We start from the raw sequence: 12,098 nt of genomic DNA, 5'->3' as shown, positions 1-12,098 counted from the left end.
GATGAGACACAAGAGCTTCGGTGTGAAAAATTGAAGACTTCCGTCAGTCTCAGCTGATTGATCTTTACGCCTGTGTGGAATGCGGGCGCTGCACGAATATGTGCCCGGCAACAGGGACAGGGAAGATGCTGTCTCCGATGGATTTGATTTTAAGGTTAAGAGATCATTTAACCAATAAAGGGGCCGCCATTACCTCGAAAACACCTTGGGTCCCGCATCTAGCCTTCAAGCAGACAACAGGAAACCAGCTGGCACTGCAGGCGAGAGGAGCAGGTGCGGAAGAGTCGGCTGCCAGCTCTATATATCATCCTTCTCTTATTGGAGAGGTCATTACAGAAGAGGAGATCTGGGCATGTACGACATGCCGAAACTGTGAAGACCAATGCCCTGTCATGAATGAACACGTTGATAAGATTATTGATATGCGCAGATATCTTGTGCTGACCGAAGGAAAAATGGACGCAGATGCACAGCGTGCCATGACAAGCATTGAGCGCCAAGGGAACCCGTGGGGATTGAACCGGAAAGAAAGAGAAAATTGGCGTGAACTGAGAGAAGATGTGCATGTGCCGACAGTGAAAGAGCTGAAAAAAGCAGAGCAAACCTTTGATTATTTATTCTGGGTTGGTTCAATGGGGGCATATGACAATCGAAGCCAAAAGATTGCACTTGCCTTTGCAAAACTCCTCAATGAAGCGGGGGTATCCTTTGCGATCCTAGGCAATAAAGAGAAAAACTCAGGCGATACTCCAAGAAGACTCGGAAACGAATTTTTATTCCAAGAGCTTGCTGCAAAAAACATTGAAGAATTCCAGAAAAACGGCGTCACAAAGATCGTCACGATTGATCCACACGCCTACAATTTATTTAAAAATGAATATCCAGACTTTGGACTTGAGGCAGAAGTGTACCATCATACAGAATTACTGGCAGAGTTAGTGAAAGAAGGGAAAATAACGCCTGTACATGAAGTGAACGAGGTAATTACCTTCCACGACTCTTGCTACTTAGGCAGATATAACGAAGTGTACGACCCGCCAAGAGACATTTTAAAAGCCATTCCAGGTGTGACGCTGAAAGAAATGGAGCGCAACCGTGAAACTGGTATGTGCTGCGGAGCAGGCGGGGGCTTAATGTGGATGGAAGAGGAGACGGGTACCCGGATTAACACTGCACGAACGGAGCAGGCGCTACAGGTCCAGCCGTCCATCATCAGCTCAGGGTGTCCTTATTGCTTAACGATGCTGGGAGATGGGACGAAGGCGAAGGAAGTAGAGGAGCAGGTAGGCACATTTGATGTCGCCGAACTTCTTGAAAAATCAGTGTTTGGCGAGCCTGGAAAACAGGTGTCGTAAAGATGACAGGCCGATGAATAGGATGTTCATCGGCTTATCCATGGCGCTGTTTCATTAGCTGTCTAAATGATATGTAAGCGTTAACAAATGGGGAGGGGCATACATGAGTACGACGGTCATTGTATCTGGTGCAAGAACACCATTTGGAAAACTAGGCGGTGCTCTCAGTGGTTTGAGTGCCGCAGAACTAGGCGGTATAGCGATCAAGGCTGCACTGGAAAGAGTTTCGGGTTCTCATGAAATAGATGAGGTCATTATGGGAAGTGTTTTACAAGGAGGGCAAGGGCAGATTCCTTCAAGGCAAGCAGCAAGATATGCTGATCTTCCTTGGTCTGTTCCAACACAAACCATCAATAAAGTCTGTGCATCAGGCATGCGCAGTGTGACCACAGCAGATCAAATCATGCGAGCCGGTGATGCTGAGGTCATCGCGGCGGGCGGTATGGAATCCATGTCTCACGCTCCTTATCTGCTAAAAAAAGCGCGATGGGGCTACAAAATGGGAGATGGTGCAGTACAAGATGCGATGATTTTAGATGGCTTAACCTGTTCGTTTACAGGCGTTCATATGGGTGAGTATGGAAGTATGGCTGCAAAGGAGCTTGGCATCACGCGGGAAGAGCAGGATCTGTGGGCACTCAGAAGTCATGAACGGGCCATCGAAGCGCAAAAAAGTGGCTTTTTTCAATATGAAATCACCCCCGTCACCGTCAAAACAAAAACGGGAGAAAGGCTTATCACAGAAGATGAATCTCCGCGGCGTGATACCTCATATGAACGGCTGTCAAAGCTCATGCCTGTTTTTGATCAGAAGGGTACCATCACCGCTGGAAATGCACCAGGTGTCAATGATGGTGCAAGTGCACTTCTTCTAATGAAAGACACGTATGCTGCACGGCATGGTGTAAAGCCAATGGCAGTCATTCTCGGTCATACTCAGGTTGCTGTAGAGGCGAAGGATTTCCCGAAAACACCAGCCCTTGCCATCGAGAAGCTTTTAAAGAAAACAGGAAAGCGCCTAGAGGATATCGAATTGTTTGAAATCAATGAGGCCTTTTCAGCTGTGGCTCTGGCATGTGAAAAAATGACCGGGATCGACCGGCGGAAAATGAATATCAATGGAGGGGCTGTCGCACTCGGTCATCCGATTGGGGCAAGCGGAACACGTATCATATTGACATTGATTCATGCATTAAGACAAAGAGGCGGTGGCATTGGCATTGCAGCGATTTGCAGTGGAGGCGGTCAAGGAGATGCGATCATGATAAAGGTAGATGAAAAGGGGGGCGTTTTTTAATGAGTATAGAAGAGACCGTTTTGGTCGTTGGAGCCGGTCAAATGGGATCAGGCATTGCTCAAGTGTTTGCACAGTCAGGCTATACAGTCCTGCTCCATGATGTATCAGAAAAGCAGATTCATCGAGCGATTTCCTCCATGACCAAACAACTGACGAAGCGGGCAGAAAAAGGAAAACTGGCACATCAGGCCGTCCGAGATATCACGCAGCGGCTTGCCGTATCCACAGATTTAAAAGACGTTCAGCAGGCTCATTTAGTGATTGAAGCTGCTTCTGAACAAATGAGTGTGAAAAAACAAATCTTTGAAACACTTGATCAATTTGCAGAGGCGGAGGCCATATTTGCGACAAACACGTCTTCCTTGTCGATCACAGAATTAGCAGCTGTGACGAGCAGACCGGAGAAAGTGATTGGCATGCATTTTATGAATCCCGTTCCTGTCATGAAACTCGTTGAAGTCATTCGCGCGCTGCAAACGAGTGATGACACATATCAATTTGTTTATGAAACAGCGAAGACATTAAACAAAACCCCAATTGAAGTGGAAGACTTCCCAGGGTTCGTCTCAAATCGCATATTGATGCCAATGATCAATGAAGCCATTTACACCCTATATGAAGGCGTGGCAGATGCAGAAAGCATTGATGGCGTGATGACACTTGGGATGAATCACCCAATGGGGCCGCTTCGTCTAGCTGATTTCATCGGATTGGATACATGTTTATTTATTATGAATACCCTTCACGAGGGACTTGGAGACAGCAAATATCGACCTTGTCCTCTTTTAAAAAAATACGTGAATGCAGGCTGGCTTGGCAAAAAGACAAAGAGAGGTTTTTACACATACCACGACCACTCATAGGGGGAGTCAAGATGGATGTTATGCTTACGGATAAACAGCGTCTCTGGAGAGAACAGACAGCAGAATTTGCACGCCAGCGTATATTCCCTGAAGTAGAAGCCATGGAACAAGGCCGGTTTCCAAAAACCCTTTTAAGTGAAATGGGAAGGCAAGGCTATCTAGGGATTCCAATACCAGCTTCGTATCAAGGCTTAGGAGCAGATTTTACAACGTATATCATCGCAATCCATGAATTATCGAAAGTGAGTGCGACCATCGGTGTCATTGTGTCCGTTCATACATCTGTTGTGACGATGCCTATTTTGACTTTTGGAACGAAGGAACAAAAAGAATCCTATGTCCCGCTGCTTGCATCAGGAGAGAAGTTAGGCGCCTTTTGTCTGACTGAACCAAAGGCTGGATCAGATGCCTCCAGTATTCAATTAAGAGCAGAGCGGATGGGCGGCGATTATGTATTAAATGGAACGAAAATCTTTATCACAAGCGGCGGAGAAGCAGAGCTATATCTTGTCTTTGCGGTGACCGATCCGGCTTCTGCGAGAAAAAATATATCGGCCTTCATTGTAGAGAAAGATACGCCGGGATTGACGATTGGAAAAGATGAGAAAAAGATGGGACTGCACGGTTCAAAAACAGTCACGCTTCATTTTGATGGCGTGCGGATTCCAAAGCATCAGCTGCTTGGTGCAGAAGGAGAAGGCTTTCAAATTGCCATGTCTAGCTTAAATGCAGGAAGAATCGGAATTGCGGCTCAAAGCCTTGGCATTGGAGAAGCTGCTTTAACCGAGGCAGTTAGCTATTTAAAGCGACATCCAGCAGGTCTTGAAACGACCATTCGACTGGGCGATTTGGCGACGAAGCTTGAGGCGGCCAAACTGCTCGTCTATCAAGCTGCTTCTTTCAAAGAGGCCAATCGTCCCGTCACAAAGGAAGCATCAATGGCAAAGCTATTTGCGTCAAAAACGGCGGTGGAGATCAGTACAGAAGTGATCCATTTGCTAGGCATGGATGGTTATACGAATCGCTATCAAGCAGAACGTTACTTTCGTGATGCAAAAATTTGTGAAATCTATGAAGGAACAAGTGAAATTCAAAGGCTGGTCATCTGTAAACAGCTAATATGAAACGAGGTGGCTCACGATGCAGTTCCAATTAAGTGACGAACATGAAATGATTCAAAAAATGGTGAGAGACTTTGCGAAAAATGAAGTGGAGCCAACAGCAGCAGAGCGAGACGAAACAGAGACATATGATCCATCTATTTTTCGCAAAATGGCGGAACTCGGTTTAACGGGTATCCCTTGGCCGGAAGACGTGGGCGGAATCGGCAGTGACTATTTAGCCTACGTTATAGCAGTTGAGGAGCTTTCAAGAGTATGCGCCTCTACAGGCGTCACCCTGTCTGCCCATACCTCTCTTGCTTCATGGCCAATCTATACATTCGGAACAGATGAACAAAAAGAGACCTATTTAAAGCCGCTTGCAGAAGGGCAGAAGATAGGAGCATATGCGCTCACAGAGAGTGGTTCAGGCTCAGATGCTGGCGGAATGAAGACAACGGCTGTCAAGGCAGGCAGTGAATATGTTCTGAACGGGGCGAAAATCTTTATTACAAATGGAGGCATTGCAGATTATTATATTGTGTTTGCCGTAACAGACCAAGGAGCTTCATCTCGAAATACAACTGCTTTTATTGTAGAAAAAGAGACACCTGGTTTTTCCGTTGGCAAAAAGGAAAGCAAACTGGGCATACGCTCATCGCCAACAACTGAAATTCGATTTGAAGATTGCCGAATCCATGAAAGGAACCGGCTCGGTCAAGAAGGAGAAGGATTCAAAATAGCCATGATGACGCTCGATGGCGGCAGAAACGGCATTGCTGCACAGGCAGTTGGGATTGCTCAAGGCGCTCTTGATGCGGCGGTTGATTATGCCAAGGAGCGTAAACAATTTGGCAAACCGATTATTCAGCAGCAAGGGATCGCCTTTAAGCTGGCTGATATGGCCACCGCGATTGAAGCATCAAGGCTGCTTACTTACCAGGCGGCATGGCTCGAAACGAAAGGCCTCCCGTATGGAAAGGAATCAGCCATGTCCAAGCTCTTTGCCGGTGATACAGCGATGAAGGTGACAACAGAAGCGGTTCAAATCTTCGGCGGGTACGGCTACACAAAGGATTACCCAGTCGAACGATACATGCGTGATGCGAAAATCACTCAAATTTATGAAGGAACACAGGAAATCCAGCGTCTGGTCATCTCAAGGAAACTGCTAGATATGTAGAAACGAAGCAAAGACCACCTGAATGTGAGGTGGTCTGTTTTGGTGGGCCATGCAGTTAGTATGTAATGTAATTTCCAATCATAATCCATAAGCATGTGGTATTATGTTAAAAATAGGAATAATATGGGGGTGTGATATTGAACTCAACATTTATGGGCATTACAGCAATCGTCACAATGGTTATCTGGATTATGGTTTCCGCAGAGCTTACAAAGTCTACAAAAAAGAAGGAAGAAAAAAACAACAGCCGCAGAAAACTAATCGTACTCATGTCAGCGGGAATGTTATTCACGATTTTTCTCGTTCTCTCATCCATTCAGAATATCCAGTTTTAAAATAGACGTGATCAACTGAAAGACAAAAAGTATGCCGTATACAAGAACCGGTCCATTTTCATACAGATGATGGACCTCTTGGCGCTACTCGTGATAAAAATCAAAAATTAACAACAATAAAGGTGGCATAAACTCCCCTAATTTGTTTATAATGAGAGGTATGGTTTGTCGTAAGAATAAGGTATAAATACTTATTATTTCACTGATAAATGGATACATACATGTAATAGAAAGGGAGTGTCTGACCTTGAGTTTGAAAGAATACTCACAGGAACAGCTCAAACAAATGTCTTTAGTTGAACTTGCTTATGAAATTTTCAGAGACAGCAAAACACCAATTACGTTTTCCGAGTTAATAGATGAAATCGTCCGTTTGCAAGGAATACAAAAATCCGATCTAGATGATCGACTTGCTCAATTTTATACAGACTTAAATATAGATGGCCGCTTTATTTCGTTAGGTGATCAGAGATGGGGACTTCGCAGCTGGTATCCAGTTGATCAAATCGAAGAAGAAGTTCAGCCAGCTGTGAAAACAAAAGCGAAAAAGAAAAAAACAAAAGCAGCTGTCGTTGAAGACGACTTCGATGAAATCGAAGAGGAAGAAGAAATCGACGAGCTTGAAGAAGACCTTGATCTTGTTGAAGACGACGATGATCTCGACCTAGACGATGATGAAGAAATCGATGAAGATCTTGAAGACTTCGACGAAGATGATGATGAAGATGATGACGGCTTAACGGAGATTGATGAAGACGATTTAGACGATGAAGAGGAAGAGAAATAACCCTCTCAAACCGGTCCTCAAAACAGGACAAAACCGTCTTGACTTTCCTGAGCGAACTATGTAGTATGTATTTTGGGCTCTCTAAAAAAGAGTACGTAAAGATACGTTCATTTACGCTCCCTTTCATTTATTTGAAAGGGAGCTTTCTTATTTTTCAAGAGATTTAGGGATACACTCTAAAAAGGATGAAGCTGTGCATGCGTAGACATGCAAGGGTAAAAAAGAGAGGAGCATACGAAATGACAAAGTATATTTTTGTAACAGGAGGAGTTGTTTCCTCACTTGGAAAAGGAATCACGGCTGCTTCGTTAGGCCGCCTTCTGAAAAATAGAGGGATGGATGTCACCATTCAAAAATTCGATCCATACATCAACGTAGACCCAGGGACAATGAGTCCATACCAGCACGGTGAGGTTTTTGTCACAGATGATGGGGCTGAAACAGACCTTGACTTAGGTCACTACGAGCGTTTCATTGATATTAACTTAAATAAGTACAGCAACGTCACAACTGGTAAAATCTACTCTACTGTTCTGAAGAAAGAGCGCCGCGGTGACTACTTAGGTGGAACAGTACAGGTCATTCCCCACATTACAAATGAAATCAAAGACCGCGTGTACCGTGCCGGAAAAGAAACGGGTGCAGATGTGGTTATTACAGAAATCGGCGGAACAGTAGGAGATATCGAATCCCTTCCATTCCTTGAAGCCATTCGTCAAATGAAGAGTGACATCGGCCGCGAAAACGTGATGTACATTCATTGTACCCTCGTTCCTTACATCCGTGCAGCGGGTGAATTGAAAACAAAACCAACACAGCATAGTGTAAAAGAACTTCGCAGTCTTGGTATTCAGCCAAATGTCATCGTGGTCAGAACGGAAATGCCATTGGCACAAGATATGAAGGACAAAATTGCACTGTTTTGTGATATTGATACAAAAGCTGTTATCGAATGTCAGGATGCAGACACGCTTTACTCTATTCCGCTTGATTTACAAAAACAAGGGCTGGACAAGCTAGTATGTGAACATATGAAACTTGACTGCCAAGATGCGGACATGACAGAGTGGACAGCACTTGTTGATAAAGTGCAAAACCTTTCAAAACAAGTCACAATTGGTCTTGTAGGGAAATATGTTGAGCTGCAAGATGCTTATATTTCTGTCGTTGAATCACTTCGTCATGCTGGTTATGCGTTTGATGCAGATGTTCAAATTAAATGGATCAATGCAGAAGAAGTGACAGCAGAGAATATCGCTGATTTCGTACAAGATGTTGACGGCATCATTGTTCCTGGAGGCTTCGGAGACCGCGGAGTAGAAGGGAAAATCATTGCTACACAATTTGCCCGTGAAAACAAAGTGCCATTCTTCGGAATCTGCTTAGGAATGCAAGTGGCATCTATCGAATACGCAAGAAACGTATTAGGCCTTGAAGGAGCTCATTCAGCGGAAATTGATCCTGAAACAGCATTCCCAATCATTGACCTTCTTCCAGAACAGAAGGATGTAGATGATCTAGGCGGAACACTTCGTCTCGGTCTATATCCTTGTAAATTAAATGAAGACTCAAAAGCATTTGCTGCATACAATGACGAAGTGGTCTACGAACGCCACCGTCATCGTTACGAATTTAATAACGAATACAGACAGCAAATGGAAGCAGCAGGCTTCGTCTTCTCTGGTACAAGCCCAGACGGACGTCTTGTTGAAATCATCGAGCTCAAGGATCACCCTTGGTTTCTTGCTTCTCAGTTCCACCCAGAATTCGTTTCAAGACCGACAAGACCACAGCCATTATTTAGAGATTTCGTTGGTGCTTCACTACAAGCATCTGAATCAAAATAAAACAAAAAACTGCCGAGAATATCACTTCTCGGCAGTTTTTTTATTCATATTCCTCCACGATCTCCTTCACAGTAAACGATAGGGCGTGGTAGACGTATAAGCAGGTCATTAAAGCAGGAAAACCAAACCTTGTCCCATCTTCAGCGGGCACAAGCGGTTTCTTGAGCTGAAAATCAATGTGGACATCACAATGCTCTTCAATCGTGGACGGCTCCTTTTGTGCCGGCCCTACACCAACAACGGGTGTACCTTGTTCGTGCAGCTCTTTAACAAGAGATTGAATTTCCTGATCTTCTGGGTCTGAATAAAATAGCAGCACCCTGTCACTAGGTTGAAGTAAGCTGCGCTCCTTTTGATCGAGCGGCAGCACTTTCGCACCGGGAAACGGCTCCTTGCTTTCAGATGCCTCTAGGGCGACAGCAGCCAGTTCATTCTTTCCGTGAAAATAAACGGCATGTCCACTGACAACAGCCTGTGCAAGAAGGCGTGCACCGTCCTCAATCGCTTCAGCCTGCTTTTCTCCAATACGTGAAAAAATACCTGATAACTGGGTCGTAAAAATTTTTAACAAGACTCATTTCCTCCTTCGGTCAGATCATTTTATAATAGAATATAAAGAGAATATTAGGAAAAATGCTCAGAAAATGTCGTAAAGTAAACTATTATAATTAAAGGAAATGTGAAAATCAAACAGAATTATTTAACAACAGCTCTTTTTATGGCGAAAAATGAAAGCAATGGGGTGTAACAGATGAATGAGAAAATTTTAATTGTCGATGATCAGTACGGTATTAGAATATTATTGAATGAAGTGTTTCATAAAGAAGGCTATCAAACCTTCCAAGCTGCCAATGGACTACAAGCATTAGATATTGTGAAAAACCATAGACCGAACCTTGTCCTGCTTGATATGAAAATCCCCGGGATGGATGGTATCGAAATTTTAAAACGGATGAAATTAATTGATGAAGATATCCGTGTCATCATTATGACAGCCTATGGCGAATTAGATATGATCCAAGAATCCAAAGAACTAGGTGCATTGACGCACTTCGCTAAGCCGTTTGATATTGATGAAATCCGAGATGCTGTCAAAGAATACTTGCCGCTTGAAACAAATGGCTAGATGGAAATGATTGAATCGAGTCATTCTGTTGCCGATTTGTCGAATAATTGGTATCCTATAAAGGAAGAAGAAAGCGATCTGACTTTGAAAGTTTACATATGGCGAGAAATTCTGGTCATGCTAGGGTGGAGAGCTTTTTTTAGCAAGCAAATTAGCTACATAGGGAGGATTTTTCATCATGCCTTTAGTTTCAATGACAGAAATGTTGAAAGACGCAAAGGAAAAAGGTTACGCTGTTGGACAGTTTAACTTAAATAACTTAGAATTCACGCAAGCGATTTTACAAGCTGCTGAAGAAGAGAAATCTCCTGTTATCTTAGGAGTATCTGAAGGAGCAGGACGCTACATGGGCGGCTTCAAAACAGTTGTCGCAATGGTTAAAGCGTTAATCGAAGAATATAATGTAACAGTTCCTGTTGCGATTCATTTAGATCACGGTTCAAGCTTTGAATCATGTGCAAAAGCGATTCATGCAGGATTTACTTCTGTCATGATCGATGCTTCTCACCACCCATTTGATGAGAATGTGGAAACAACTGCGAAAGTTGTTGAACTTGCACATTTCCATGGTGTGTCTGTTGAAGCTGAACTTGGAACTGTTGGTGGGCAAGAAGATGACGTCATCGCTGAGGGCGTTATTTATGCTGATCCAAAAGAGTGCCAAGAGCTTGTAGAACGCACTGGTATTGACTGCCTTGCACCTGCATTAGGTTCAGTACATGGTCCATACAAAGGTGAACCAAACCTTGGTTTCGCTGAAATGGAAGAAATCGGTAAAACAACTGGTCTTCCACTTGTTCTTCACGGCGGAACAGGTATCCCAACTGCTGACATCAAGCGTGCAATTTCACTTGGTACAGCAAAAATCAATGTAAACACTGAAAACCAAATTGCTTCTGCGAAAGCAGTACGCGAAACACTTGCTGCAAAAACAGAAGAGTATGATCCACGTAAATATCTTGGACCAGCTCGTGACGCAATTAAAGCGACTGTTATCGGCAAAATGCGCGAATTTGGTTCTTCTAACCAAGCATAATTTGATGAGAACCGAAAGCCGCCTGAGTCACAGGCGGTTTTCTCCATATCTCGAGAAAGCGCAATCAAATTTACATTTCAGACAATTTATTGATAGGAGAGTGGCACAGTTATGTTATTTTTCGTAGATACAGCGAATATTGAAGACATCAAAGAGGCGCACGAGCTTGGCATTTTAGCAGGCGTCACAACAAACCCTAGTTTAGTAGCGAAAGAAAAGAACGTATCATTCCACGACCGCCTTCGCGAAATCACTGACGTGGTATCAGGCTCTGTCAGTGCAGAAGTGATTTCCCTAAAAGCAGAGGAAATGATTGAAGAAGGAAAAGAGCTTGCTGCTATCGCACCAAATATCACGGTCAAAATTCCAATGACTACAGATGGCCTTAAAGCTGTTAAAGCATTAACGGACCTTGGAATTAAAACAAACGTCACATTGATTTTTAGTGCAAACCAGGCACTTCTTGCAGCTAGAGCTGGTGCGACGTATGTTTCTCCATTCCTTGGCCGCCTAGATGATATTGGCCAAAATGGTCTTGATCTCATCAGCGAAGTGAAAACTATTTTTGATGTTCATGGATTAGATACACAAATCATTGCTGCATCCATTCGTCACCCGCAGCATGTGACAGAAGCTGCGCTTAGAGGTGCTCATATCGGCACAATGCCGCTGAAAGTCATCAAGCAGCTGACGAAACACCCATTAACGGATGCAGGCATTGAGCAATTTTTAGCAGACTGGAATAAATAAATGATTGTGGCAGGCGGGGTCGTCTCTCGTTTGCCGCAGTTTTCCTTATAAACGCTAAGAAATGTTTTGTGCAAAGAAGAGAACATCACAGCCTCGCAAAGCTTCGATTATTTTTCTTCCGACAAATTTCGTTTAACCTGTATTCTTTCTCTTGATATTGGCTAAATTTTGGACAAGACCTTTTAAAGCGCGACATCCACAAACAGTATAACTCCAACAGTGATCTTCTTTAAGAAGGGAGACAAATATGGAAAAGTTAAACATTGCCGGCGGTGATCCCTTGCGCGGGACCGTACATATTAGTGGTGCGAAAAATAGTGCTGTGGCACTGATTCCTGCCACGATTCTCGCTGATTCTCCAGTAACCATTGAAGGCCTTCCGCATATATCAGATATCGACACATTGCGAGATCTGTTAG

The 12,098-nt window shown here is 43.9% G+C and carries 11 protein-coding genes and 2 pseudogenes; 12 read left to right on the top strand and 1 reads right to left on the bottom strand.

Going from position 1 to position 12,098, the window contains the following annotated elements; genetic code table 11:
• Positions 1-26 precede the first annotated feature (26 nt).
• From AOQ70_RS18920 to pyrG, 8 genes and pseudogenes are all read left to right on the top strand, one after another.
• A pseudogene (locus tag AOQ70_RS18920) lies at positions 27-1,355 on the top strand ((Fe-S)-binding protein); the annotation flags it as partial.
• 103 nt (positions 1,356-1,458) lie between these two features.
• Positions 1,459-2,652 carry an acetyl-CoA C-acetyltransferase gene (locus AOQ70_RS18915; protein ID WP_059377998.1) on the top strand — a complete coding sequence of 398 codons (1,194 nt, stop codon included), beginning with the start codon at positions 1,459-1,461 and terminating at the stop codon, positions 2,650-2,652.
• On the top strand, positions 2,652-3,515 hold the full coding sequence (locus tag AOQ70_RS18910) for a 3-hydroxybutyryl-CoA dehydrogenase (protein WP_059377996.1): 864 nt from the start codon (positions 2,652-2,654) through the stop codon (positions 3,513-3,515). The genes AOQ70_RS18915 and AOQ70_RS18910 overlap by 1 nt, the downstream gene beginning before the upstream one ends.
• Positions 3,516-3,526: 11 nt before the next feature.
• Entirely contained in the window at positions 3,527-4,639 is a 1,113-nt protein-coding gene (locus AOQ70_RS18905; RefSeq protein WP_059377992.1) for an acyl-CoA dehydrogenase family protein, read from the top strand.
• A 16-nt stretch (positions 4,640-4,655) separates the two neighbouring features.
• Complete coding sequence (locus AOQ70_RS18900; RefSeq protein WP_058838547.1) at positions 4,656-5,798, top strand: acyl-CoA dehydrogenase; 1,143 nt, start codon at positions 4,656-4,658, stop codon at positions 5,796-5,798.
• 137 nt (positions 5,799-5,935) lie between these two features.
• Positions 5,936-6,133: a hypothetical protein gene (locus AOQ70_RS18895; protein ID WP_082700883.1), complete on the top strand. Its 198-nt coding sequence runs from the start codon at positions 5,936-5,938 to the stop codon at positions 6,131-6,133.
• Positions 6,134-6,380: 247 nt separating this feature from the next.
• Positions 6,381-6,920, top strand: a complete 540-nt coding sequence (gene rpoE / locus AOQ70_RS18890) for a DNA-directed RNA polymerase subunit delta (RefSeq protein WP_058838549.1) — start codon at positions 6,381-6,383, stop codon at positions 6,918-6,920.
• A 239-nt stretch (positions 6,921-7,159) separates the two neighbouring features.
• On the top strand, positions 7,160-8,767 hold the full coding sequence (gene pyrG, locus AOQ70_RS18885; RefSeq protein ID WP_039182151.1) for a glutamine hydrolyzing CTP synthase: 1,608 nt from the start codon (positions 7,160-7,162) through the stop codon (positions 8,765-8,767).
• 40 nt (positions 8,768-8,807) lie between these two features.
• On the opposite strand, the gene AOQ70_RS18880 is transcribed toward pyrG, so the two are convergent.
• On the bottom strand, positions 8,808-9,338 hold the full coding sequence (locus AOQ70_RS18880) for a DUF2529 domain-containing protein (protein ID WP_047202558.1): 531 nt from the start codon (positions 9,336-9,338) through the stop codon (positions 8,808-8,810).
• Between the two features lie 180 nt (positions 9,339-9,518).
• On the opposite strand from AOQ70_RS18880, the gene AOQ70_RS18875 reads away from it, so the two are divergent.
• The 4 genes and pseudogenes from AOQ70_RS18875 to AOQ70_RS19610 all read left to right on the top strand — a co-directional run.
• The gene (locus AOQ70_RS18875) at positions 9,519-9,893 is read left to right on the top strand and encodes a response regulator (protein WP_003214681.1); all 375 of its coding nucleotides are present in this window, start codon (positions 9,519-9,521) and stop codon (positions 9,891-9,893) included.
• 178 nt (positions 9,894-10,071) lie between these two features.
• The gene (locus AOQ70_RS18870; protein WP_024423748.1) at positions 10,072-10,929 is read left to right on the top strand and encodes a class II fructose-bisphosphate aldolase; all 858 of its coding nucleotides are present in this window, start codon (positions 10,072-10,074) and stop codon (positions 10,927-10,929) included.
• Between the two features lie 111 nt (positions 10,930-11,040).
• Entirely contained in the window at positions 11,041-11,679 is a 639-nt protein-coding gene (gene fsa / locus AOQ70_RS18865; RefSeq protein ID WP_039182147.1) for a fructose-6-phosphate aldolase, read from the top strand.
• Positions 11,680-11,926: 247 nt separating this feature from the next.
• Positions 11,927-12,098 (top strand): annotated as a pseudogene (locus AOQ70_RS19610) (UDP-N-acetylglucosamine 1-carboxyvinyltransferase); the annotation flags it as partial.

The sequence above is a fragment of the Bacillus sp. AM 13(2015) genome (assembly GCF_001518755.1).
Taxonomy (GTDB): Bacteria; Bacillota; Bacilli; order Bacillales; family Bacillaceae; genus Bacillus; species Bacillus safensis.
The sequence above is the reverse complement of the archived record's forward strand: the minus strand, read 5'-3'. Positions and strand labels throughout refer to the sequence as shown.

Bases quoted from the DNA above. Each gene is read 5' to 3' on its own strand.
- AOQ70_RS18900 (WP_058838547.1), top strand. From the start codon at position 4,656: ATGCAGTTCCAATTAAGTGACGAACATGAAATGATTCAAAAAATGGTG.
- AOQ70_RS18870 (WP_024423748.1), top strand. From the start codon at position 10,072: ATGCCTTTAGTTTCAATGACAGAAATGTTGAAAGACGCAAAGGAAAAA.
- fsa (WP_039182147.1), top strand. From the start codon at position 11,041: ATGTTATTTTTCGTAGATACAGCGAATATTGAAGACATCAAAGAGGCG.
- AOQ70_RS18915 (WP_059377998.1), top strand. From the start codon at position 1,459: ATGAGTACGACGGTCATTGTATCTGGTGCAAGAACACCATTTGGAAAA.
- pyrG (WP_039182151.1), top strand. From the start codon at position 7,160: ATGACAAAGTATATTTTTGTAACAGGAGGAGTTGTTTCCTCACTTGGA.
- AOQ70_RS18910 (WP_059377996.1), top strand. From the start codon at position 2,652: ATGAGTATAGAAGAGACCGTTTTGGTCGTTGGAGCCGGTCAAATGGGA.
- AOQ70_RS18875 (WP_003214681.1), top strand. From the start codon at position 9,519: ATGAATGAGAAAATTTTAATTGTCGATGATCAGTACGGTATTAGAATA.
- AOQ70_RS18905 (WP_059377992.1), top strand. From the start codon at position 3,527: ATGGATGTTATGCTTACGGATAAACAGCGTCTCTGGAGAGAACAGACA.